The following is a 25121-nucleotide window of genomic DNA, read 5'->3' on the forward strand; positions in this document are numbered from 1 at the left end:
CAAGCTAAGCCATTCCAGTACAAGAAATGCTTAACCACTCACACTTAAAGTGGCTAAGCACTCAAAGCGGACAAACCAAATTGAAGACAAACTTTGATAAGCCAAAAGTTAAATCAAAACCCTGAATTTTTTTAAATTGAAAGAGTAAGAGGAACAAGCGATGAATATGTCAATTATCAAGAGCAACCAGATCCAACCGAATCTAAACAGCCTCATCGCAGAAGAAGTACTAGCCGTGGCCCAAGTGAATGTCGCCGAGCACGAGAAGATCGCTAATGCGAAACAATTCCTCGACCGCCTCTTTCCACTTAACTCTGGTTCACACCAAGATGTGAGCAGCTATGTGGTTTACTATCAACACCTGTTGGCCTTTTTTGCCGATGGCAGCCACAGTGGTTTACGTCAGCCAAAACAGTTTGTGGCCTTTAACGGCACTAAAGATGCGCCTTGCGCCATAGTGTTACAGGACCTAGGTTGCCACGTTGAACTCAGTTTCGACCGCAGTGGCATGATAGGTGCGAGAGACGTTGCCAATCTGGAAGATATCCAAATCGGAACGTCATTAAACATGGTAGTCGGAACACCAGAGTCACGTTCTGCCGCATCGCGCCATTGGCTCAGCCTATTACATGCGGGTATGTCCAGCGCCAACGACACCCAAGATAAGTTGTTTACCGCAAAGGATGGCAGCGATTACAACTTGAAAAGTATCGTAAATTTATAATTTCACGTTTTGTAACCTCGCCATTTATTATCTAGCTAAGAAGATGAACTGAGCTCAGTTCATCTTCTTCAATTTACCCTCCTGCTTTGCACAATCCTCTGATAGTCAATAAAACTGACTGACTAGATAAGTTTAATTGATTTTATTGAGGCTCATACACCCAGCTATAATGCCCTCTTGCATCTGTCTCCATGATCAATCCAATTGATCGCCATTTTGTATCCGTCGCTTAATGTGAAGATCTGTGGTTGGAACGATAAACCGAATCGCTCGAGCCTAAGGCGTTATGAATTCTTCATCGACATCACAGCAAAATAATAAGACTCATCGCATCGTTTTCATCTGTGCGGGTTTGTTATGCCTCGCGCCTTTTATCTCATCGCCCATGGCGCTAGTGTTAGGTTTTACCTTAGCCAGCCTTGGTTGGGTGCCAGTGCAATGGAATATCGCCGCACTCACCAAAAAACTCCTGTCTTATTCGATCATTGGCTTAGGGTTTGGGATTAACTTAAACGCGGCGATCGAGGCGAGCACCCACAACTTCGGCCTGATTGTTGGCTCAATCTTTTTCACCCTCAGCTTAGGGTTTATGCTCACCCGCGCCCTGAAATTTGATCATGTCACGGGCCACTTAATCGCCTCTGGTACCGCTATTTGCGGTGGCAGCGCCATTGCCGCAGTCGCTCCGGCCATCAATGCGCGTAACGATCAAACCGCCACTGCATTAGCCTGCGTATTTGTGCTGAACTCAGTCGCGCTATTTTTATTCCCTGCACTCGGCCACTTGCTCAATATGAGCCAATACGATTTTGGCGTGTGGAGTGCTATCGCCATCCACGATACTTCGTCGGTAGTCGGCGCGGCTTCGGCCTACGGCGATGAAGCCTTAAAAACCGCAACCACTATAAAACTCGCCCGCGCCCTGTGGATTATCCCGATCGCATTGGTCAGCGCTATGTTGTTTGGTGGCGATAAGCGCAAGCTTAACCTGCCGTATTTTATCGGTTTTTATTGTTTAGCCATTGCCGTAGCCCATTGGTTGCCACAATTCCACGCTGTTTATGACACCTTATTTATGGTGTCGAAACGGGCATTAGTCCTGTGTTTGTTTTTGATTGGTGCAGGAATTACAGTGCAGAAAATGCGGGCGAGTGGCCCCAAACCTTTGTTGCTTGGGGTGATGCTGTGGGCAGCGATTGGTATCACGTCTTTAGTGTATATTCTTTATTTTCAATAGCTAAGATTTAACTCAAAGCCAATCTACTCTGCTGTCGGCTTCATTCGCCAAGCCCAGTAGAGGACGCCAACAAAGGCGGAGAATTCGATAAGTGAGCGCACGAGTCCTGTGGTTTGCGTCGAAGCGACCAAGGCAATCAGGCAAAACACGATAATCAGCCAGTTTTTCAATTGCATCTTCCTGCAAACTTAGGGGATGCTCATTATTGTTTAGAACTAAAAACTCAGCAAATATCGATTTTCAATAACAAATAGCTATAACAGCTAAGCCAATCCAGCGTTGATTAAGCTGCCTTAGGGCTTGATGCCGCTTCATTCGCAGCAAGATCTTGATTATGTTCTTGAATAAAATCTTCCATAAACCAAGCGCAAAAAGTATGGCGTCCATCGACTGCCGCTTTACCGTAAATGGTCGATGCCTGTTGTCTGACGGTTTTTTCTTTAGTCTGGCGCACTTCGGCAATTTCTTTAAAACTTAAACCCTTAAGCAGTAAAAATGCCACTTGCTGCTCACTCTTAGTAAAGCCCCAAGTTTCGAATTGCTGCGACACCGCTTGGCTGTATTCTTGTCTGGCAGAACGCATTTGCGTTGACATATTGTCGATTTTTTTATCCGCATGCTCCAACCGTTTAGCCAATGCTTTCACTTCGCGGGAGCGACGAATAAGGTCATAACTTAAGTACATGGCACCAATCACAGTGAGCACTAATAACATGGCTTCCTGGGCAATATGCCATTGGGGAATGCCCAATTGAATGTCGGAAGTGATGTCAAAAAGCTTAAAGCATATGATCAAGGCCAACAGACCAATAATGACAAGATCCTTCATCGAAAAACTCCTAAATAAAAGCAAAATCAACCCATTAATTTATGGGACATATGTACCATAGACAGTTTTATGATACATGTCCCCCACGACTTTCGCCCACCAATCCCTACACTGACAACACACTTTATTACCATAGAATCGTCCTATGTCTGTCAGTACGTCTTGTATCAAGTTATGTCTGTTGGCGACCTTAGTCAGCAGCAGTTTCCTGTGCCACGCCGCGCATTCCGAGCTATCTCAAGCACTCACCACCAGCCAAGCAAGATTACATTCTCTATCTCAATCAGGCGGTCAGTTACCGCAATCACAAATAAGCTTAAGCAGCTCATCTTGGCTCAATGGCCTGCCGAGCATTAGCTTGAGTCACTTAGGTAGCCTAGATAATGGTAACAGCTACGAGCAGGAACTCTCACTCAATTTGCCAATAAAATCCCCTGCTTTGCACAGCAGCGATAAGCAAATTAAACAACTCGCCCAAGGCATTCAGGTGCAACAAGCCGCGCTGCAAGGCCTGTATTTATCGGGATTATTGCGACAAAGCCTGTGGGAACATCGCCTTGCCGCAGTAAAACTGGCCCAATTAGATCGCAAGAGCCAATTACTCGACAAACTCCATAATCAGCAAAAGCAACTCACAGATGCGGGCGAACTGCCTATTGCCCACATACTCTTGTTAGAGCGCGAACTGGTAGATATTGCACTGGAGCGGGTCGACCTTAACCAGCAACAGGCCGAGGCGCGTGCCCTCTATCAACAACTCACCGGACAAGAGCAAATACCGCAGAACATAGCCGAAACCGCGCGGCCACTTTCTGCCAATAACCAACCCAATGACATGCTCGCGCAGCATCCATTATGGCAACTATTGAACCTGCAGAAGCAGCAACAGCTGTTGATCATCCAGAGTCAGCAAGCAGGGAATAACGATCCTTGGGCAGTCTCACTCACGGCCAAAAATACCGCCGATAATCAAGTCGATGATCAACAGCTTGGCATCGCCGTTTCTGTACCACTGACCTTAGGTTCTGCCCTATCACAAACCGAATTATCCCAATGGCAACAAGCCAATACCGAGCACACGCTCAACCTCGACCGTACCTATATCGAGCTAAAAACTCAGCTTAAAAAGCTAGAGCAACAGCAACAAAACTTACTCGACCAACAAACATTGCTAACCCAAGCCTTACACCTTAGCCGCACCATCACTGAAGAGCTGGCCAAGGTCAAAGACCAAAATCAAGTTAGCTACGAAGTCTGGCTGCGCCGCTATATGGATGCCCTCGATACCGAATCCCGCTTAGCACTGAACCAAGTCGCGCAGCAACAACTGCACTCCCAACAACTGCAAGCCTTAGGAATTTCATTATGATGGCCAAGTACGGCGCATGCCTTTTCTGTTTATCCGCCAGTGTTGCCACTTTAGTGCAGGCTGAATCCTTAACGATAAGCTCCCTCGGTAATTTAGACCTGAGCTACGTACAACCACAGAAAGTCGCCAGTTATGAGGGCAGCCCGTTGCCCGCGCAGGTTGAAATCCTCCCCGGTAACGATTATTGGATCAGCACGCCGGAGAATATCCAGCAGATCAGCTTTCTCGTCGGCCAAGGCCAGCTCGTCACTAAAGGCCAAGCGATTGTCAAACTGACTGGGCCAGAAGTGTTCCACTACCTCGCCCAAGTCGAAGCCGCCAGCAGCTTGTATCAACTAGCCAAAAGCCGTTATGAGCGCAATAAACCCTTATTAAACAATGGCAGTATCAGCACAGAAAAATGGCAAGAGATCAGCCAAGACTACTTCAGCACTCACCTCGAATACGAGCACATGCAGCATTTTATGGAGATAGTCAAAAGCACAGATGCCACCACAGACTCCCTAGTGGTAGGCACGCCAGTGGCGGGGATCGTTAAACTCAACCAAGTGAATGGACCTTATATGGCGGGTTCACAGCTATTCTCTCTGGTGCCCAGCGACAGCATTCGCGTCAAGGTCAGTGTGCCAATGAGTCAGTCACATTCGCTCTCGGCGGTGAATATCAATCAGTGCCATATCGCCATTGAGTCCGTGTCGGCCATCGCCGAAGGTGCGTTTGTGACCGCTTGGTCATCACCCTTGCCGCAGGAGTGTAACTTACTGTTAGGACAACAGATCACTGTGATACCCGAGTATCAAAAGGCGGTGTATTTATTGCCTAAAAATAGCGTATTCAGTTGGGAGCAAGACAGCCAAGTCTTCACTAAAACCGCAGACACGCTCACCTCGATTACGATCGATATTCTCGGTTCAACCCCAGAGCAATATATCGTTGAAAGCGATCAAGAACTCAGCCAAATCCAAGTGTTATCCCAGTCGGTTGCTGCAGTCAAAGGCATAATGCTTGGCCTAGGAGGCGAATAAGATGCTGACCTCAGTCATCCGCTTTTCGCTTACGCAGCGCTTATTTGTGCTGATTGTGGCGCTGATCATCATGTTAGCGGGAGCGCGAGCCTGGTTTTCCATTCCCTTGGATGCCTTTCCCGATATTTCGCCCACCCAAGTGAAGATCATCCTCAAGGCGCCCGGCATGACGCCGGAGGAAATTGAAGCGCAAATTACCGTGCCGATTGAAACCGAACTGTTAGGTATTCCCCATCAATCGATTCTGCGCTCGACCACTAAATACGCCATCAGCGATATCACCCTCGATTTCGACGAAGGTACAGATATCTATTGGGCGCGCCAGCAGGTGAGCGAGCGCATCGCCGCCGTGTGGGACAGTTTCCCTGAAGGTGTAACGGGCGGCGTAGCGCCAATGAGTACGCCGCTCAGCGAAATCTTTATGTTTTCACTCGAAAATCCCAATCTTTCGCTGATGGAAAGACGGCAGTTGCTCGAATGGGAAATCCGTCCGCTACTGCGAACCGTTGCGGGTGTCGCCGATGTGAATATCCTCGGTGGCTATGCCAAAAGCTTTAGTGTGACCCCCAAACCTGCGGCTATGGCGGCCGCGGGCGTAAGTTTTGCGGCGCTGCAACAGGCGATAGTGGAGAATAATCACAACGAAGGTGCGGGCAAGCTCACGATTGGTACAGATACCATCATAGTGCGCGCCGAAGGTCGCATCGATGACATCGACGAACTCAAACAATTGGTGATCAAGGCCGATGATGCCAGAGTCTATCGACTGCAGGATTTGGCCGATATTCAAATTGGCCACTTAGCCCGCTATGGCGCAGTCACTAAAGACGGTAACGAAACCGCCGAAGCGTTAATCATCGCCCTAAAAGACGCCAATACCGCACAAGTAGTCAAAAACATTAAAGAAAAACTCGATCAAATCAGCCTAACCTTGCCAGAAGGGAGCCAGATCAACACCTTTTACGACCGCGCCAATCTGATCAATACCGCGATTGATACCATCTCCAATGCCTTGTTCGAAGCCGTAGTGCTGGTGATCATTTTGCTGGCGCTATTTTTAGGTAACGTGCGCGCCGCATTGGTCGTGTCACTCTCGCTGCCTCTTGCCGCGTTGATGACGTTTTTGATGATGGATTACTTCAATCTTTCTGCGAACTTAATGAGCCTAGGCGGACTAGTTATCGCCATCGGCATGTTAGTGGATTCATCTGTGGTCGTAGTCGAAAACATGGTGAATCTTATCGCTACTAAGCAGAGATTACCGCGGCTGCATTTGATTTTTCGCGCGACCAAGGACGTTGCCATTCCCGTAGTGTCGGGCACGGTGATCGTCATAATAGTGTTCTCGCCCTTACTGACCTTGAGCGGGCTTGAAGGCAAACTCTTCACCCCAGTTGCGGTCACTATCATGTTTGCCATGCTGTCGGCGCTGGTGTTGTCGTTAACTGTCATTCCGGTTATCGCCTCTTACCTCGTCAACGAAAAAGCCGCCAAGGAACCTAAGGCGATTGAAAAGCTTAAACAGCTTTATCTGGCCAGCCTCAAGAGCACGTTTAGTCATCAAAAACGCTTTATGGTGATCGCCTTTAGCTTGCTTATCGTCAGCCTAGGGCTGTTCGGGTTAGTGGGAAAAACCTTTATGCCGACCTTAGATGAAGGCGACATTATCCTGCAGCTGGAGAAATCCCCGTCGATTTCACTCGAAGCTTCGATTGCCATCGACAAACAGATTCAGCAAACCTTGCTGGCTAAAGTTCCTGAAATCAAGCAAATGGTGGCGCGTACTGGCGCGGATGAAATCGGCTTAGATCCCATGGGACTCAATGAAACCGATGTGTTCTTAGAACTTTTGCCCCGCAGCGAATGGCGCTTTGCAAATAAAGAAGCGCTTATCGATGCGATCCGCACTGTGTTATTAGACTATCCCGGCGTTAATTTTAACTTCACTCAACCGATACAAATGCGCGTGTCCGAAATGCTCACCGGCAGTATTGGCGACGTGGCGATTAAGGTCTTTGGTAATGATATCGACACCTTAGGCCAGCTCACTAGCCAGATCCAACAGCTCGTTAATGCCACCAGCGGCAGCGTCGATGTGAAAATGGCGATGATCGAAGGCAGTCCTTTTATCAACCTCACCTTAGATAACGAGCTTGCCCGTGGCTTTGGTATGAGCACCATGGAGTTTGCTCGCTACCTGAAAAGCCAGCTCGAAGGCGTGATCGTGACCGAAGTGTTGCAAGGTAAGAAGCGCACACCCGTACTAATAGCTAATAATCAGAGCCACTTAAGCAGCATCAATGAGCTTAAAAATCAATTACTGGTGATGCCAGATCACTCCTTAAAACGCCTGAGTGATGTCGCCACCTTAAGCTATAAGCAAGGCCCCATCCTTATCGAGCGTGAGCAAGGGAATCGCTTTTCAGTGATCACCACCAACGTGCAGGGTCGCGATATTGTGAGTTTTGTAGAAGAGCTCAACGCTAAAATCGCAAAGGAAATCAAACTCCCGAGCGGTTATAGCGTGAGTTTTGGTGGTGAGTTTGAAAACCAGCAGCGGGCCACCAGCAATTTACTGTTAGTGATCCCCATTGCTATCGCACTGATCACTTTGATTTTATTCACCACATTTGGCTCACTGGCCAAAGCGGGCTTAATCCTCGCCAACGTTCCCTTCGCTATGATGGGCGGCATAGTTAGCCTGTATTTATCGGGGGAGTATTTGTCCGTGCCCGCCTCAGTTGGCTTTATCGCCCTGCTCGGCGTCGCTGTGCTCAATGGCGTGGTAATGGTCAGCTATTACGAACAAACCAAGCACATGTTCAGCAACCTGCGCGAACGGGTGGAACAAGGTGCGGCGCGGCGTTTACGCCCCATTTTGATGACGGCGACAACGGCCATGTTTGGTCTTATGCCACTAGTGTTTGCCTCAGGTCCTGGGGCTGAAATTCAAAAACCTTTAGCGATTGTGGTGATTGGCGGTCTGCTCACTTCAACCATAACCACACTGTATTTACTGCCAATTCTGTATTTTTGGCTGGAGAAACGTAAATGAGCACAGAACAACTGTTAGTACTGATCGCCCAAAATGATATTAAGGACGACATAGTCGATACCTTGATAGAGCTGGAGTTTCTATCGGGCTTTAGCCTAGGGAATATTTGTGGTTTTAGCCGTGAACACAGCCATTTTAATATCAAGGAACAAGTGGAAGGTTATCGGGAGTTTTGCAAATTCGAAATCATGCACCCCGCTGCACAACAAGCGGCGCTACTCGCGGCGCTGGCGTTGGTCTGCAAACATAATCCCTGTCGCTATTGGATTATGCCCATCTATCAAAATGGTACTCTGTCTTAATCTAGATTGATGTCGATCTCACTGAGCAAGGCATACTGACTTTGTTACTAAAGTCAGTATGCCTTTAAAATAGCTAAAGAATTGGCGTTGGACGCCGCACTAAAAACCCACTCAGGATCGATAAAATGCAGTAAGCGGTAAAGAAGTAAAAACCGTTTTCAAATTGTGCCTGTGTTTTTAACATTTCCCCCATGCCACCTGAGGCGTTCCCCGCCATAAAGGTGATGATCAGTGCTACCACAAACACATCGGCCATCGACCACTTGGCGAGTGCATTGACGACGGCATTAATCCTCAGTTTCAGGCCAATCGAGCTAACACATTGCTGTGCCAGCATTAAGCTCAACTTCAAGGCAGGCACTATCACACTGAATAACATGACTAATCCCGCGACGAGCCCATTACCAGAGTGATAAAGTTCGGTTACCGTCCCCCAAATACTACGAGTCTTCTGCAACACTTGGACTTCACCTTTAAGGCTATTAAACCCAAGCAAACCACTGACCATGCTTAACATACCGCGGGCACTGTCACGCCCAGAGTCCTCATCAAAGCTTTGAGCAACTTGCTCTATGCCTTGTTCCGCCAGCTTGGCCTTATCGATACTGCCGCTGATACTCAAAATTGGTTGAGTCACCCCAGGGATTAACAAAGCCAAGGATAAGATAATGATAAAAATAGGAAATAGTGATTTCATAGCACTGTTCATAGCATTGCTCGACCAGAGAAATACTTTCAGTTTACGGTTTTTAGCGCAGGCTCTGCAATCATTCACACCAGCCATCGACTCAGATGACCGGCATTTAAGGTAGGATTTGAAGATTAATAGAAAGGAGTCGGATCGATATCTAATGTACTCGGTGACACACCGCGTTCAATATAAAGTTCAGATTTTAATAAATCCACCATAGCGACATCAGTGTAACGTTTTACTTTTAAAGAATAAAAACACTTTACGATTGGATGTAGCGCATCCCTATCTTTCGAGGCCCAAACAATACCAACACGACCATCCGACAATTCAACTAAGGAACCCACAGGGTAAACACCAATACAACGAATAAACTCATAGACCAATTCTTGATCCAAATGGAATGGCGTTAGACTGAGTAAAATTTTAAAGGCCGCGGCAGGGCTCATAGCCTCTTTATAACATCGCGTCGCTGTCAAAGCATCGAAGATATCAACGATACAACTCATACGGCCATGGCGGGGGATTTCATCACCCTTCAACCCCCTTGGATAACCTCTGCCATCTAATTTTTCGTGGTGCATCAAGCAGATATCTTTACTGATCTGCGAAAGACCAGTAGTTTCGTTCATAATTTCAAGCGCATACACTTGATGCAGCTTCATATGTTCAAACTCTTCCGGCGTCAGTTTGCCCGGCTTGTGCAGCACTTTATTGTCGACTTTAATCTTGCCAATATCGTGCAAAATCCCGCCGACCGCCATTTCCCGTAGCATGACACGATCTAGCTTTAAGTATTTACCAAAGGTAACCAGTAGAAAGGCGACATTCACTGAATGTTCAAGTAGATAGGCATCTTTTGAACGGAGTGCAGACATACATTTAAGCGCATCAGCATCCAACATCACTGACTCTATCATGGTATCGGCTAACGCTTCGAAGGGGGCAACTTCGATGGCTTTACCTTCGAAGGTCTCAGATAAGACTTTACGAATGAGGTCTTTCGCCTCGGTAAGCATGACTTTAGCTTGAGCTTGTTGCTTATCGCGGCTAATGAGTGCTTTTTTATTGTCGGTTTGATTATCGTTAGTGATTTTTTTCTTTAACCCACAATGTTCAGCCGAACGCTCGGCGTCTACCCAAACAAATTTAATACCGCTTTTGGCCAGTTTTAAAATCGCATCCTTGTGCTTAATTTGTCCAGCATTTGCAATAGCAAGTTGACCTTTATCATTTTTGTCTATGGCACTGACAAACATACCCAATGTCAGCTGTGACACTGGTAATTTGATAAGTTCAACTGATTCTGCCGACTCACTCATATCTACAACCCCAAGGATGATGTGCCTGAATAAAATATCAACTTAACCATACGACATTAAAGCGACTTACGCTCAAATGTTCTGTTGTTATTTTTGATTATTATAGAACAGACGTGAGGGGCATTCTAAGACGAGGATTAGAAAATCACCATAGACTTTCTTGGTAAATAAAGGGGCTTAAACAAGATACGATGAAATCAGAGCTTAAGGTGTCGATTAGACCCATTTCAATCTCTCATTATTTCAAAAAATGCCTAAGGGCTAGGCATTCAAAACCAGCGACCCTCACGCGCGAAAAGCTCACAACTACCCCACATAACGCTCAGCCATTTCAGTTGACTCTTCCACCAATAAACCATTACGTAAACTCAGTTGCCGTGACACTGCACTGTGTTCAATGCTTCTGTGAGTGCTGAGCAAAATAGCGCAACCTTGGGAGCTTAACCGCTTTAGCAAGTACCACACTTTGCCGTAGTAATGCTTATCCATCCCCGCCAATGGATCGTCCAAAAGCAGCACCTTAGGGCGTAGACAGGCGAGTGACGCTAAGGCAATCAAATGCTGTTGGCCGTAGGATAATTTGTGGGGCGACAGATGGGCTAAGCTAAATAAATCCAACTCGTCCAACATTTGCACCGCTCGCTCTTTGGGGAGTTCAAAGCGCCTAAGGCTAAACTGCATTTCGGCTAGCACGTTAGACTCGAATAATTGTCGACTCGGCCTTTGCATCAACAGTCCCAATTCAGCACCATAAATCCCCAATTTAGGCCTTCGCCCTAGCACTTTAAGAGGAAGACGCTGCCTTAAACTGTGCACGCCCGCTATAGTTTTCAATAGACTCGTTTTACCAGAGCCGTTATCGCCCACTAAGGTCACTATCTCCCCCGCTTGCAATTGGAATCCTTGTGGACACGCAAATAACGTGGGACAAGCATCGAACCCAAAATCAAAGGCTTCGGCACTGACCAAGACTTTGCCTAAATGCTCAAACTTAGCCTGATTTCGCCACGCAGGCGCTTCAATTTGCGGCGCATCGCTCACGGTATAGATGCCTTCGGACAACTTACCAGCCTCTAACTGCCAATAATGCTGAATAATCTCGGCGAATGCCGAGGCGTTATGCTCAACTAATACTAGCGCCATACCATCTTGGATAAGATTGCGAAGCACGACCAGCAGCTCACTCACACCGTGATCATCGAGTTGTGCCCAAGGTTCATCGAGCAGCAGTAAATGCGGCTCTGACACTAACTGAGCGGCGATCATTAAGCGATATTTTTGACCGAGGGAAAGCGTGCTGACTTGGGTATCGAGGCGCAGATACAAGCCCACGCGCCGTAGTGCTAATTGCACTTTAGGTAGCATTTGCTCGGCGGGAATACCGAGGTTTTCTAAGGCGAAAGCCACCTCGGCACCAACGGTTTGCCTTAGTAGCTGAGTTTGTGGGTCTTGCATTACCAGACCCGTAACCAATTGAGGATAACGCCAGATGTCACCTTCATGCGGGCGATTTAACACGCCCGCCAGTAGATTTAGCAGACTCGATTTTCCTGAGCCCGTAGGACCGCTCACGCAATGGCATTGGCCGGTACCAATCGCCAAGTTAACTTCCTGCAATACCGTCGGTAACTGGCTGCCATAGTTGAAGCTAACGCCTTCGAGATCTAAGAGTTTCATACTATATCTGCCTATAAAGATCTAACGAACAGCCTATGACAAGGCTGCACCCTAGTCGTCTTTTCATTCCCACGGCGAGTCATACGTTAATAGACATCTAACTTGTCACGTAGAAAATTTAAGATGTGCAAGCTATTGTGGACCGCGATTATTCTGTCTCAACCGAAAAACGTTTAAAAACCAACCTAGATCGACTAATTACGACAAAGGGAAAGTACATTTAACGACTGAAGAGACAAAATGTCCACCGAGGGTGGCTTGCCCGACAAAAAGACCCACTCAAGTCACATTTTTTATCAGCGTAAAATGAGACTATGGCGAAAGTCACACGATAGGGCCTTACATCTTGACACACTCGACCGTGGCCTTTAATTTGAGCGAAAGATTCTTATTTACAGACTAAAATCACTACAGGTAAATGGCTTGTAAAAGAGGACATTAACCTGACTCGAATTTATTGACGCTGACAGAGTGACCTTCAGCTTTCGCCTTCATCCGTTATCTTTGGAGTTCTATTTGCCCGTTCATGCCCTGTCTGAAGACCTTAAGTCTCTCATCGACAAACTCATTCAATTAAAGCAAGTTCCACCGACGGAACCGATAGTGCAGTTGTCACTAAACACTGTCGCTATGCCTTTAATTTCATGGCTGGCATCCCAGACTCAATACCCAAGGATCTACTGGCATGGGCGCGACAGAATCGAAGAAGTCGCGGCGATAGGGGCGTGCAAAGACTTTAGATTTGAAACCGGAATCAATGATCAGCAACTGGCCATGGCCTACCAAGAGCAGCGAGCCTTATCGACGAATCAGAATATTCGCTACTATGGCGGTGTTGCCTTTGATCGCACTATAGAGTCTTGGCCTGAGTTCGGTAATAGCCGCTTTATCCTGCCGCGCATTGAATTTAGACGCAGTGGGAACAAATTTAGCCTATTAGTGAATCTTAATTTTGCTGATAATGATCACCATAGCGAGATAGATAAGGCCATCGGCGCTATCGAAGCCGTCATGCCTGCGAAGCCACTCTCGCCACCTAAAAAGATCGTTCCACTTGGGCGCAGTGACAAACCTGATTTTGAACGTTGGAAGACATTAGTCGAGCAAGTGGTGGATCCTAAGTTCAATCAAGATACCCCAAAAGTCGTGTTATCCCGCTTAACACAACTTGAAGTCAATGAACCTATCGATCCTTGGATGGTGCTGGCTTGCTGGCAGGGCCGTAATCCCAATAGTTTCCAGTTTGGCTTTCAATTTAGTCCAGATCGCACTTTTATCTCTTGCTCACCAGAGCGTTTATTCCGCCGCCGTCAGCAGGAGCTATTTACCGAGGCACTTGCTGGTACAACGGTACGCGGTCTCAATCAAGAAGAAGATGTTGCGCTGGCGAACGCTTTATTAGAAGACAACAAAAATAGCGTTGAAAACCAACTTGTTCGCAGTCACATAGTGAATATGCTCACGCCGCTGAGCAATTATGTTGGCGCCGATGAATTAGCGACTATTTTTAAGCTGAACCATATTCAACATTTACACCGTGCAATTCGAGCCGAATTGAAGCCGGGCGTGAATGATTTCCAACTGTTACAAGCCCTGCATCCTACTCCTGCAGTTGGCGGCTTGCCGCGGTATTCAGCGCTAAACTTTATTCGTCAACGTGAAGGTTATATTCGCGGTTGGTACGCCGGTGCCTGCGGCTATTTCAATAAATATGAGAGTGAGTTTTCGGTAGCGATCCGCAGTGCGCTGATCGAACCAGGTCGGATTAACCTATTTGCGGGGGCGGGAATTATTGCAGGTTCTGAGCCCGAAGCTGAGTGGCAAGAGCTTGAAAATAAACTCGCAACCATAATGTCGATTTTATTCGAAATGTAATAAGCCTAGTAAACATTAAGACTATTCAGCGCCGTCAGCCCTTCGTTTTTCAATCGTTTCAAGGTAAAGCCTGTCCTGTTCACCCGAATCGATTAAGCGCTTATGTGCAAGGTCAAAATGTTGTTTCAACATCTGGCCTTTCTCGGTGTTAGCGAAAACAAAATAGGTTTCGGCCTTGAGTACACCTTGAATAATCACAAAATTTTGTGGCGCCTTTAATTTAGGAACAAACGTAAGTAAATTAGGTTTGTAATCTAGCACGGCATCTATACGTCCAGCATTTAAGCTATTGAGCATAGTCAACATATCGCTACTTTCTTCGTAATACATAGGCACAGGTGTCAGCATATTGTATCTGTAGGCCAGCATGGCCTGAACCTTCTTGTGGGATAGGCTTTCAATACCGGTCCAGCCTGCCGCCACCTCGGCAGTAACAGCCACATCGATAGAGTCCACTTCAACCATATTCTCTGTTAATAGCCCCTTTTTAATATCACCCTTGTAAACGCTGAGCGTGATATCGGTACGATTGTGCTCAACAAGATATAAACTGCGGGCAAAAGGCATAAACTGTACATTGAGCTGCCATTCTGGCTCAGGGAAAATCCGCTGAAGTAACTCGAAGTAGTAACCCGTTTTATCACGATTGGCAAATCCCTCCCAAGTTGACGTTGCTACATCGACCACTATCGGCTGAGCGGCGGAAACAGATACAGGTAACACAGCTAAAAATAAGCAAAAAGTAGCAAAAAATCGTCTCATGGCTATCCTCCTTCGACGTATTCAAAGTGTAGAAGAGTTTTCATTCTATGTGCACATTTAAACAGCAGACTTGCATCTTAAAACTCGACCACTATAATGGCGACCCGATTTCAGCACGCTGTCACCGGCAATAAAGTCGTAAACATAATAAATTGAATATTAGCGGGTTCCCTCACCCCGCCCTACACAACTAAAAAGGCCACATATGTTAATGTTAACCACAGCGCAGCTTCGCCGCGCTTTATTCCTATTAGTAGGATTTCACATACTGATTATTTGCGTCAGCAACTACTTAGTACAATTGCCATTTCAACTGTTTGGCTACCACACAACTTGGGGGGCATTCAGCTTTCCGTTCGTGTACTTAGCCACAGATCTCACTGTCCGTATTTTTGGCCAACAAGCCGCACGCAGCATCATACTCAAAGCTATGATTCCCGCTTTGATGATTTCCTACGTGATGGGAGTGATGTTCCATCAAGGCAGCTTTCAAGGTACTGATTCACTTGCACAGTGGAATACCTTTGTGTTCCGAATTGCCTTTGCCAGCTTCGCGGCTTATTTGATTGGTCAGTTGATGGATATTAAGGTTTTTGCCCGTATTCGAGCCAGTCGCTCTTGGTGGGTCGCCCCAGCCGCCTCAACCTTAGTCGGAAATCTGGTCGATACTTTAGTCTTTTTCAGTATCGCCTTTTACGCCTCTTCCGATAGCTTTATGGCAGCCAATTGGCCCGAAATCGCTACCGTTGATTACGGCTTTAAGCTAATCGTGAGCTTAGGCCTTTTCCTACCGGCATACGGTGTTTTGCTAAAAGTCTTACAGGACAAGATTTTGCGAGCCAATCCGCAAGAATCAATTTCCTGATTAACCCAACTGGCCAGACCTGTTATAATTTAACCAGTTAATAGCTCAGCCCTGCTCCTGTTAACGCGCGAGTGGGGCTGATTTTTTATGAGAGTAAACTATGTATTCTATTGAAATTAAAGCAGAGTCAAGTTTGACTCCCGAGTTAACCACTCAGCTTATCCAACTTAGTCAACAAATCCCTGAACTCGATCGCCCCCTCACCAGCGAAGTGCTAAATCAGCGCTTACAGGGCAAAAAGTGTTTGATTTTAGTTGCGTATGTGGAAGGTGAACTGGCGGGATTTAAACTGGGTTACGAGCAAGAAGAAGCTATTTTTTATAGCTGGTTAGGTGGCGTTGCATCCGACTTTAGACGTTTAGGCTTAGCGCAGAGTCTACTCGAATATCAAGAAACTTGGGCGCGCCGCCAAGGATATAATCATATTCAAGTGAAGACGCTGAACCGCTTCCCTGCGATGCTTAATTTATTGATCAGTAATCAATATTTAATTACTGAGCTGACAGCCGATCCTAAAAGCTTAGTCGATCATAAACTGCATCTGTGCAAGTCGATCTAAACTGTTAATGGATGAGAGCAAAACGATATTTGTAAAGATGTGCACTTTTTGCAATAAATAGCTTGCAAACACGATTGAGAATGATTATCGTTAACGTGCGTTCCAAAACTCATCTTTAACAACGATGACTGGTAATCGACGTTGTTATGGAGCTCCTGAGTTTGCAAGCACGACATTGCTCACACACACTCTTTGTGGCCGGACTCATCATCCGGCTTTTTTTTGCCTAAAAATCAGTAATGCAAAGCCACATAATACAAAGCTAGTAATCGCTCGACATATTTTAATTCAAACCTAATCAGCCAAATACAACACACTGCCTATCTAACGGGATAAGACTAATCTGCAGACATATCGCTGTAGTTGCCCGCAAAGTGTAAGCCATCGTAGGGATTATTTTGCTGATCTTCCTTCGCTTCATGATACAAACCTATGGTAAATAAAGACCCTTTACCCAAAGTTGAACTCACTTCTATCGTGCCACCAATCCGCTTGATAATGCCGTAACTGAGCGAAAGACCTAAACCAGTGCCATCCTTACGTGTGGTATAAAAAGGGTCGAAAATCCGTCCAAGCTGCTCTGGCGCTATCCCTGAGCCTTCATCTTCCACTTCGATTTTGACGCCAATCGGCATATCCTGCTGCACCCAGTCATAGGTTCGCACCCAAATACGTCCTTTACCGTCCATCGCATGCGCCGCATTCACTACAAGATTAATCAAGACTTGCAACAACTGCGGACGATTAACCTGTACTGGACAACTGGCGTTTAACTCAGTGATCAGCACGACTTCTTGTTTTTGAATCGAATGTCGCACCAACACCAACATTTCTTCGATAATGGGAGTCATCGGATGCATTTCTAGTGGTGCGTTGAATTCGCCAGGTCGGCTGTATTGCAACAGGCTACGGATGATAGTGCTGATCCGCCCAACCTGTTGAATGACTAGATCAATTTCTTCTTTTACTACTTCAGCATTATCACCAAGTTCGTAGCGCAGTAATTCCATATTGCCAAGAATTACGGCCGTCGGATTATTGATTTCATGGGCAATACCTGCGGTCAATTCGCCAAGAGCTGTGAGCTTCTCGTTAGTGACGAGCTGTTGACGTGTTTCGTTTAGTAATGCCACGTTACGTTGCAGCTCTAAGGTTTTATCCTGCAGGCTGCGAGTACGCTCTTCAACCTTCATTTCAAGCTGTTCTGCAGCCGCTTGAATTTGGGCATTTCGACGCTGTAGCAAGTCAAGCATACTGTCAAATTGCTCGGCTAAGTTCGATAACTCATTATCCCGATCTAATCCTAAGGCGCCGATACGAATATTGCGCCCCGACTGCACTGCTTGTACAACATGGTGAATACGTTCAATGGGCTGCAATAAACTATAAGCACCGCGATAAACCAGCAGGCCAGAGACCAACAGCACTAACATTAGAATCGTGCCTAGCTCTATGATATTGAGTAAATAATTATGGATAAATGGCGATTCAGAAAAGCCAGTATAGATCATACCGACACGTTGGCCGCGAACATCTTCTAAGGGGGCATAAGCGGAAATAAACCAATCGTTAAATACGAAAGCGCGATCGACCCACTGCTCACCTTGAGTTAACACTTTGTCTTTCACTTCCTCCGATACTAAACTGCCAAGCGCGCGGCCCAGCGTCTCATTGCCTGTGGGATAAAAATGCAGCGGCACGTTGGTGGAAATACGGATGTTATCTAAGAAGATGGTCACAGTACCGATGGAACGCTCGGGCAAGGTGCCTTTGTCGTATACCAGATCACGAATGTGGTCGACAATTCGAGTATCGCGATTAAACAAGATCCCACCATCGAGATACCAAGCCACTTTGCCTTCCATATCAGGGACGGGCAATAGGCTACGGCTCAATAAACCACGTTCTTCAACGGTTTTAACGGGGCTCTGCGCCCGCAAGGTTGCAACTATCGGAATGCTCGCAGTGATAGCCAATTCGGGGTCGATACGTGCTAAACGCTCGGGCGGCAGCACCATCAAGCCGGAGTAAGGTAATAAACCATCTAACTTAGGAAGGATTTGGCGTAAATCTGGGTCTGCGGCCGCTTCGGCAACACTGACTAAACGCAGATAATCGAGATTTAGCTGTTTTTTCTGTTCAAGGAGAAAAGCATCAATACTGGCTCGGTAGCTGACTTCGCCACTTAATTCTTTACCACTGAAAAGTGGCCTAAAGTCATTTTGAAAAGTCCAAGAAGTCACCACACGTTCAAGTTGTTTTTCTTGGCGTACTTGCACTTGCTGCAAAGTGTTTTCGGCAACAGATAAGTCAGCTTTAACCTTCATAAACAGCTGCTTACCTGTGTAACTGATGTTCCAGTAAATAGTGATAAACACTAAACTCACCAGTGTCAGTAAAATGGGCAGTAACGTCAGGATTAATATGCGATAGCGCACCTTGGCCTGCATTTGCTGCCAACTGACACCAAAAAAGTGAGTGAAGAATGACACCCTATGACTCCTGTTCGCCACTAAAATCAAACCACTCTTTATACTTGCGATCTAAGGTCTTGCGCGATACGCCTAAATCCCTCGCCGCGGCAGACTTATTGCCAGAATGTAAGTCCACAACACTGGTCACATGGTGTTTTTCCACGTCTTTCAATGGCCAATCCAATGGATAACCCGATGTGGATAAAGACTCACTCTTCAGCTGTTGCTTCCAATATTCCGCTGGCGGTTTACCCAGCAAAATACAACGCTCAATCATGTTGCGCAGTTCACGAATGTTACCAGGCCACTCGTGTTGCTGTAGTTTCACCATATCTTCATGGCTCCACACGACTTCTCTTACCCCTAATTCAGCAGCAAGTTGGCGAGTGAAATGATGGGTTAACTCCACGACATCTTCGGGTCTATCACGTAATGGCGGGATTAAAATATCGAGCACATTCAGCCGATAATATAAGTCTCGACGGAAATTCCCTGCATCCACTTCATCAATCAGAGTACGGTTAGTGGCCGCGATCACTCGCACATCGATGTTCACTTCTTTCTCGCTGCCCACTGGGCGAATCGCTTTTTGCTCTAATACTCTGAGCAATGCCGTTTGCATTTTCAGTGGCATTTCGCCAATTTCATCGAGAAAAATCGTCCCGCCCGAGGCAAAACTGAATAAACCTTCACGATTGCCTTTCGCACCCGTAAATGCACCGGCGGTATGGCCAAACAATTCACTTTCGAGCAGTTCAGGGGCGATAGAGCCACAGTTAACTGGGACAAAAGGTCCCTGACGTCCACTGAGCAAATGCAATTGCCGTGCGACTAATTCCTTACCCGTGCCCGACTCACCTTGGATCAAGACAACGGCATTGGTCGGCGCCACACGTTCGATGATATGTTTCACCGACTTCATGGCTTCACTGCTGCCAATAATGGTCGATGAATAACCGATTGAAACCTCACGACGCAGCATCAAGTTTTCACGTTTAAGCAAGCGACGTTCGATACAGCGATCGACCGCAGTCATCATCTGTTCAAGGTGGAAAGGTTTCATGATGAAGTCAGACGCACCAGCACGTAGCGCGGTAATCGCGACTTCCATGTCAGCATAGCCAGTCATAAATATGATGTCCGAACGACGCCCCTGCTCATCCAACGCTTCATGCCATTCGATACCCGAACGACCAGGCAGACGAATGTCGACGATAAGCAAATCGAAATGGCAACGGCTACGCAGCTGCTCCGCATCTTCGATACTGCCCGCCGTTTCGACTAAGGCAAATTTCTTCGAGAGTGCCTTATTTAAAAAACTCCGCATTCCGGGTTCATCATCAACAATCAGTACCGATACTGCCGATGGAAGAGGCTTGAGGTTATTATCTATCTGGCTCATATTGTCTGCTTCTGGACATTTTGACTCATTTGCGACCAATTCTAGCACTGAAAATAGATGAATAGGTCACTATGAACCATCAGAAGTTTGTCCTGAGACAATTTGTCTGTAGAGTATTTGTTAAGCTTGGGATCAAGCTCACAAATTAGGTTAAGCTGTGAAGAAAATGACCGCATTCTCAGCTTGGCATCTAACTTGCTTTCAACCGAACGTATTACAATTTACGAGACCTTCCACTCAGTAGGCATTTGAGTTGGAATCCTATTTTCCGCCAAGGAGTACCCATGCTAAACATGAAATCTCATATGAAGTCATTACTGGGACTGGTTGTTGCAGCCAGTATGTTCACTGTTTTACCCGCTCACTCGACTGAAATTATCAAGTTAGCCACCACCACCAGCACAGAAAACTCAGGCCTATTGAAAGAACTGTTACCTAAGTTCGAAAGTGAATCAGGCTACAAGGTTCAAGTCATCGCCACAGGTACAGGTAAAGCCCTGAAACTAGGTGAGCAAGGTGACGTGGATTTAGTCATGACTCACGCGCCTAGCGCCGAAGCTAAATTCGTAGCCGATGGTTTTGGTGTTGAGCCCCGTGGCATTATGGAAAATGATTTCGTAGTACTTGGCCCTAAAAACGACCCAGCAAAAATCCGTGACAGCAAAACGGCCGAAGAAGCCTTCGTTAAAATGGCAAAATCAGGCGTACCTTTTATCTCTCGTGGTGACAATTCAGGCACTCACATCAAAGAGTTAGAAGTATGGAAAGCGGCAAATGTTACTCCTAACTTCAAAGGTTATACTTCAGTCGGTCAAGGCATGGGTAAAACCCTGCTGATGGCAAACGAAATGCAAGGTTACACTCTGTCTGACCGTGGTACTTTCGTGGCTTATAAAACTAAACTCGATCTTGCCGTTGATTTCGATGGTGGCAAAACCTTAGCCAACCCATACCAAGTCATTCTCATCAACCCTGCTAAATACCCAGATCTGAACCACAAAGGCGCTAAAGCATTCAGCGACTGGTTGATCAGCAAAGAAGGTCAAAGCATGATCAACAGCTTCAAAGTTGAAGGCGAGCAATTGTTCAAGGCAACTTATAGCGAATGAACGACGGCTGGCTAGCACTATTACAGCAGGCGTTAAGCCTGCTGTTTTCTTTAGACCCTGACGTTTGGTCCATCATTTCGATCTCGTTTTCGGTTTCTTTCGCGGCACTGCTGATCACGCTGGTTCCTTCCATGGTGCTCGGCTTTGTGTTGGCGTTTGCGCCATTTCGCGGCAAATGGATAGTCACTAACTTAGTTCAAACTCTGCAATCAATCCCGACAGTGGTTATCGGTCTACTCGTGTATTTACTGCTAACACGCAACGGTCCTCTGGGCGATCTAAAATGGTTATTTACCCAAGAAGGCATGATTCTCGGGCAAATGTTCATCTGCGCCCCCGTGCTAATTGCAATGAGCCAAGCCGCATTCACTAGCGTTGATCGCAGAGCTTGGGAAACCTCACGCACCTTAGGTGCCTCTTGGTGCCGTGCAGTGTGGACAGTATGCCGAGAACTGCGCATGCCCTTACTGCTGGCGATTGTCGCGGCCTTTAGTCGCATTCTGACCGAAGTCGGCTGCTCTATGATGGTCGGCGGCAATATTTTAAACGTGACCCGTAATATTCCTACCGCAATCGCACTTGAAACCAGCAAAGGTGACTTCGCCCAAGCTATCGCCCTCGGGCTAGTGCTGCTAATCTTGGCCTTGATCCTCAACTTTGCCTTAGGTAGTTTACGCGGCAAAGCCATGCCAAGGAGCCATTAAGCAATGACTAAGGTCAAACTGATCGCCCGTGACGTAGAAATGTCCTTTGGTGCGCGCCTGTTATTCAAAGCCGACGTATTATCGCTCTGCCAAGGAGATGTGATTTATCTGCAAGGCGACAATGGCACAGGCAAATCAACCTTGATGAAAATTCTGGCGGGCTTAATGCCACCAACCAAAGGTCATATTGAGGCTGTCGGTTTTGCCCAAAATGCTTGGTGGCGACGCAATCCATTGTTAGGTAAGGCCGTTTATCTGCACCAACATCCTTATTTGTTCGACGGCACAGTAGAATATAATCTCACCTATGGGCTGAATTTCAGCTCAGAAACAAAAGCCAAGGCTAAACAGCGGATTACTCAAGCAATTGAGATGGCGCAGCTAGGGTCGCTGCTGCACGAAAGGGCCAGTAATCTCTCTGGTGGCGAAAGACAGCGCCTCGCGATTGCGCGCGCTTGGATCCTACAACCTAAACTATTAATGCTCGATGAACCCACCTCCAATATGGACAAGGATTCCCAAGAGCTAGTATTAAAAATGATCCAACAACTCAAACACGAAGGCACAGGAATGTTACTGAGTAGCCATCAGAATTGCGCGCTAACCGCCATCTGCGAACAACAGTGGCACATAGAAGGTGAGCGCGTGATGACCTCTTATCAACAGCCTGAATCTTTGCCAGCACAGGAGCCTTTGTATGTCATCGCAAATTGATGCCGTTATTCTCGCCGGTGGTATGGCCCGTCGCATGGGTGGCGACGATAAAGGTCTCGTCGAATTAAACGGTGAAGCCATGATTAAGCACACAATAGATAGAATAAAACCTCAGGTTAAGGAGATCCTGATCAACGCAAATCGTAACCAAACACGTTATGCTGAGTTCGGTTTTAAGGTAATAAGTGACGAGCATAGTGGTTTCCTCGGACCTTTAGCGGGTATGATCACCGCTATGGGCCAAACAGATGCAGACTACTTATTAGTAGTGCCCTGCGACTGCCCACTCCTGCCACTCGACCTTGTTCCGCGTATGTTGGCAGCAATTGAAGCAGAAAAAGCCGAGATTGCTGTCGCCAGTGACGGTGAGTATGAACAACCCGTTGTTTTACTCTTAAAACCTAGCTTACGTGACTCGATGAAAGCGTTTCTTGAGGCGGGTGAGCGTAAAGTGGACTTTTGGTATATCAAACATCACTTCGTCGTAGCGTCATTCGCCGACCAGCCCAATGCTTTTGTGAATGTGAATACGCCAGAACAAAAACAACGACTAGCGATAGAACTCACCCAATAGCTAAAAAGGCTCCAATAACCCAAATTAGAGGTGCAAATGAGTAACCCCTTCGTCAATCCGCTCGCTATTCCCGTTCTCGGATTTTGTGCCTACAGTGGCACGGGGAAAACCACCTTACTCAAGCAATTGATCCCCGAATTAAATCAACGTGGCCTGCGCTTAGCCGTAATCAAACATGCCCACCATAATTTCGACGTAGATATTCCCGGCAAAGACAGTTACGAAATGCGCAAGGCTGGCGCGCGACAAATGCTGGTCGCCTCCCATATACGCTGGGCGCTGATGACAGAAGATGCGCGCGATGGCGATCCTGAGTTAGTCCATTTACTCAAGCAAATCGAAGCCGACAAAGTCGATATTGTCCTCGTCGAAGGCTTTAAAAAGCTCGCATTACCTAAAATTGAATTGCACCGCGCCGCCCACGGCAAACCTTTTATCTACACTCAAGATGAGAATATCCTCGCCATCGCCTGTTGCGACGATACTCAATTGCCCAGCGACGCACTTCCTAGTGAGCTGCGCCGACTCGATCTCAACAATGTCTGCCAGATTGCCGATTTTGTGATGGAGTACACCCAAAACTGGGAAGCGCCACTCCAATACCCCATTTCGGCCGTGGATACCTGCGCCATAGGCGACAACAAAAACCTTACCGTCAGCCAAGGTTTAGCGCAGATTTTATCCCATGTATCACCTGTGGCAGAGATTGAAGACATTGAGTTAGATGCCTTAGATAACCGCGTACTAGCCAGCGACAGCATTTCTCCCGTCAACGTGCCACAACAAACCAATTCGGCGATGGATGGCTACGCCTTTGTCTATCAAGACCCCATGCCTACCACCTTAAAATTGGTGGGAGAGGTTCTTGCCGGTCATCAATATTCGGCCACGCTTAAAGTCGGCGAAACCGTGCGTATCATGACGGGCGCAACAGTGCCTGCAGGTGCTGATACAGTGCAGCCCCGAGAGCTTGCCAAGGAAGTCGATGGCATTGTTAGCTTTGAAGGCCGCATTCTTTCTGGCCAACACGTTCGCCTCGCTGGAGAAGATATTGCTCAAGGCCAAGTCGCACTTACAAAAACCACTCGCCTAAGCGCCGCCGAACAAGGTTTACTGGCCTCACTCGGGCTCAATCACGTGAGTGTATATCGCCGCCCAACTGTTGCAGTATTCTCTACCGGCGATGAAGTGAGCCAGCCCGGCGAAGTGCTCAAAGCTAACTGCATTTATGACTCAAACCGCTTTACCATCAAAGCGATGGCAAAACGTCTCGGTTGTGACGTTATCGATTTAGGCATTATCGAAGATTCTGAAGCCGCCCTTGAAGCAACTCTCGCTAAAGCCGCCAACCTTGCCGATGTCGTCATTAGCTCTGGTGGTGTGTCTGTCGGCGATGCGGACTACATTAAAACCGTGCTTGCACGCCTCGGCAAAATTGATTTCTGGCGCATTAACATGCGTCCGGGTCGGCCACTCGCCTTTGGTAAAATCGGTGATAGCTTATTCTTCGGACTACCTGGCAACCCTGTGGCAGTCATGGTGTCTTTCCTGCAATTTGTGCAGCCCGCTTTACGAAAATTAGCAGGTGAAGTGAACTGGCAAGCGCAGCTATTCCCTGCAATAAGTGATGAAACTCTACGAAGCCGTCAAGGCCGCACCGAATTTATTCGCGGGATTTATCAGCTTGGTAAAGATGGACGCCTACACGTGAGTAGTACGGGCAACCAAGGTTCCGGAATGTTAAGTTCAATGGTTAAAGGGAATTGCCTCATCATCATAGGGGATGATGCAGAAGCCGTGAATGCAGGTGAAACAGTATTTATTCAACCCTTTGCGGATCTGCTTTAGGATC

General features: G+C 47.0%; 22 protein-coding genes. 14 read left to right on the forward strand and 8 right to left on the reverse strand.

Features of this window, described 5'->3' with window-relative positions; genetic code table 11:
- Positions 1-160 precede the first annotated feature (160 nt).
- Together L5L97_RS12540 and L5L97_RS12545 are read left to right on the forward strand one after the other, a co-directional pair.
- Positions 161-724, forward strand: a complete 564-nt coding sequence (locus tag L5L97_RS12540; protein WP_011845404.1) for a malate synthase — start codon at positions 161-163, stop codon at positions 722-724.
- 286 nt (positions 725-1010) lie between these two features.
- Positions 1011-1961, forward strand: coding sequence for a YeiH family protein (locus L5L97_RS12545; RefSeq protein WP_263173910.1), 951 nt, complete (start codon positions 1011-1013; stop codon positions 1959-1961).
- A gap of 23 nt (positions 1962-1984) precedes the next feature.
- Here L5L97_RS12545 and L5L97_RS12550 read toward each other — a convergent pair whose 3' ends face one another.
- On the reverse strand, positions 1985-2131 hold the full coding sequence (locus L5L97_RS12550; protein ID WP_105253023.1) for a hypothetical protein: 147 nt from the start codon (positions 2129-2131) through the stop codon (positions 1985-1987).
- A 113-nt stretch (positions 2132-2244) separates the two neighbouring features.
- Positions 2245-2790, reverse strand: coding sequence for a helix-turn-helix transcriptional regulator (locus L5L97_RS12555; protein WP_105250726.1), 546 nt, complete (start codon positions 2788-2790; stop codon positions 2245-2247).
- A 145-nt stretch (positions 2791-2935) separates the two neighbouring features.
- Here L5L97_RS12555 and L5L97_RS12560 point away from each other — a divergent pair, with 145 nt between their 5' ends.
- Genes L5L97_RS12560 through L5L97_RS12575 form a run of 4 tightly spaced genes read left to right on the forward strand, consistent with a single transcriptional unit; the run spans position 2936 to position 8541 of the window.
- Positions 2936-4159 carry a metal transporter gene (locus tag L5L97_RS12560; protein WP_263182212.1) on the forward strand — a complete coding sequence of 408 codons (1224 nt, stop codon included), beginning with the start codon at positions 2936-2938 and terminating at the stop codon, positions 4157-4159.
- Entirely contained in the window at positions 4156-5184 is a 1029-nt protein-coding gene (locus tag L5L97_RS12565) for a membrane fusion-like protein (protein ID WP_263182214.1), read from the forward strand. Before L5L97_RS12560 ends, L5L97_RS12565 begins: the two co-directional genes overlap by 4 nt.
- Position 5185: 1 nt before the next feature.
- A complete protein-coding gene (locus L5L97_RS12570) occupies positions 5186-8239 on the forward strand; it encodes an efflux RND transporter permease subunit (RefSeq protein WP_263182215.1) in 3054 nt (1017 codons plus the stop codon).
- Positions 8236-8541: a DUF3240 family protein gene (locus L5L97_RS12575; RefSeq protein ID WP_006079422.1), complete on the forward strand. Its 306-nt coding sequence runs from the start codon at positions 8236-8238 to the stop codon at positions 8539-8541. Before L5L97_RS12570 ends, L5L97_RS12575 begins: the two co-directional genes overlap by 4 nt.
- Before the next feature lie 73 nt (positions 8542-8614).
- On the opposite strand, the gene L5L97_RS12580 is transcribed toward L5L97_RS12575, so the two are convergent.
- The 3 genes from L5L97_RS12580 to L5L97_RS12590 all read right to left on the reverse strand — a co-directional run bounded on the left by L5L97_RS12580 (position 8615) and on the right by L5L97_RS12590 (position 12231).
- Positions 8615-9250, reverse strand: coding sequence for a paraquat-inducible protein A (locus L5L97_RS12580; RefSeq protein ID WP_173248414.1), 636 nt, complete (start codon positions 9248-9250; stop codon positions 8615-8617).
- Positions 9251-9363: 113 nt separating this feature from the next.
- Positions 9364-10554 carry an HD-GYP domain-containing protein gene (locus L5L97_RS12585; RefSeq protein WP_263162609.1) on the reverse strand — a complete coding sequence of 397 codons (1191 nt, stop codon included), beginning with the start codon at positions 10552-10554 and terminating at the stop codon, positions 9364-9366.
- A 306-nt stretch (positions 10555-10860) separates the two neighbouring features.
- The gene (locus L5L97_RS12590) at positions 10861-12231 is read right to left on the reverse strand and encodes an ATP-binding cassette domain-containing protein (RefSeq protein WP_263182216.1); all 1371 of its coding nucleotides are present in this window, start codon (positions 12229-12231) and stop codon (positions 10861-10863) included.
- A 516-nt stretch (positions 12232-12747) separates the two neighbouring features.
- Between L5L97_RS12590 and L5L97_RS12595 the strand changes: the two genes are divergently transcribed.
- Positions 12748-14106 (forward strand): isochorismate synthase MenF, encoded by a 1359-nt coding sequence (locus L5L97_RS12595; protein WP_131524435.1) that lies wholly within the window; start codon positions 12748-12750, stop codon positions 14104-14106.
- 21 nt (positions 14107-14127) lie between these two features.
- Here the strand turns inward: L5L97_RS12595 and L5L97_RS12600 are convergent, their stop codons facing one another.
- Positions 14128-14868 carry a transporter substrate-binding domain-containing protein gene (locus L5L97_RS12600; protein WP_105250734.1) on the reverse strand — a complete coding sequence of 247 codons (741 nt, stop codon included), beginning with the start codon at positions 14866-14868 and terminating at the stop codon, positions 14128-14130.
- Positions 14869-15073: 205 nt separating this feature from the next.
- Here L5L97_RS12600 and L5L97_RS12605 point away from each other — a divergent pair, with 205 nt between their 5' ends.
- Both L5L97_RS12605 and L5L97_RS12610 read left to right on the forward strand, forming a co-directional pair.
- The gene (locus L5L97_RS12605; protein ID WP_219251451.1) at positions 15074-15733 is read left to right on the forward strand and encodes a 7-cyano-7-deazaguanine/7-aminomethyl-7-deazaguanine transporter; all 660 of its coding nucleotides are present in this window, start codon (positions 15074-15076) and stop codon (positions 15731-15733) included.
- A gap of 100 nt (positions 15734-15833) precedes the next feature.
- Complete coding sequence (locus L5L97_RS12610; RefSeq protein ID WP_263182218.1) at positions 15834-16292, forward strand: GNAT family N-acetyltransferase; 459 nt, start codon at positions 15834-15836, stop codon at positions 16290-16292.
- A 338-nt stretch (positions 16293-16630) separates the two neighbouring features.
- Here the strand turns inward: L5L97_RS12610 and L5L97_RS12615 are convergent, their stop codons facing one another.
- Complete coding sequence (locus tag L5L97_RS12615; protein WP_105250737.1) at positions 16631-18784, reverse strand: cache domain-containing protein; 2154 nt, start codon at positions 18782-18784, stop codon at positions 16631-16633.
- A 1-nt stretch (position 18785) separates the two neighbouring features.
- A complete protein-coding gene (locus L5L97_RS12620; protein WP_105250738.1) occupies positions 18786-20168 on the reverse strand; it encodes a sigma-54-dependent transcriptional regulator in 1383 nt (460 codons plus the stop codon).
- 284 nt (positions 20169-20452) lie between these two features.
- On the opposite strand from L5L97_RS12620, the gene L5L97_RS12625 reads away from it, so the two are divergent.
- Genes L5L97_RS12625 through L5L97_RS12645 form a run of 5 tightly spaced genes read left to right on the forward strand, consistent with a single transcriptional unit; the run spans position 20453 to position 25117 of the window.
- On the forward strand, positions 20453-21277 hold the full coding sequence (locus L5L97_RS12625) for a substrate-binding domain-containing protein (protein WP_131524430.1): 825 nt from the start codon (positions 20453-20455) through the stop codon (positions 21275-21277).
- Entirely contained in the window at positions 21274-21981 is a 708-nt protein-coding gene (locus L5L97_RS12630) for an ABC transporter permease (RefSeq protein WP_105250740.1), read from the forward strand. The genes L5L97_RS12625 and L5L97_RS12630 overlap by 4 nt, the downstream gene beginning before the upstream one ends.
- A 3-nt stretch (positions 21982-21984) precedes the next feature.
- On the forward strand, positions 21985-22695 hold the full coding sequence (locus L5L97_RS12635) for an ATP-binding cassette domain-containing protein (protein WP_173497808.1): 711 nt from the start codon (positions 21985-21987) through the stop codon (positions 22693-22695).
- On the forward strand, positions 22679-23269 hold the full coding sequence (gene mobA / locus L5L97_RS12640; protein ID WP_263182220.1) for a molybdenum cofactor guanylyltransferase MobA: 591 nt from the start codon (positions 22679-22681) through the stop codon (positions 23267-23269). Before L5L97_RS12635 ends, mobA begins: the two co-directional genes overlap by 17 nt.
- 36 nt (positions 23270-23305) lie before the next feature.
- On the forward strand, positions 23306-25117 hold the full coding sequence (locus L5L97_RS12645) for a bifunctional molybdopterin-guanine dinucleotide biosynthesis adaptor protein MobB/molybdopterin molybdotransferase MoeA (RefSeq protein ID WP_263182221.1): 1812 nt from the start codon (positions 23306-23308) through the stop codon (positions 25115-25117).
- Positions 25118-25121: the final 4 nt, after the last annotated feature.

This window comes from Shewanella sp. SM71 (genome assembly GCF_025653905.1).
Taxonomy (GTDB): Bacteria; Pseudomonadota; Gammaproteobacteria; order Enterobacterales; family Shewanellaceae; genus Shewanella; species Shewanella oncorhynchi.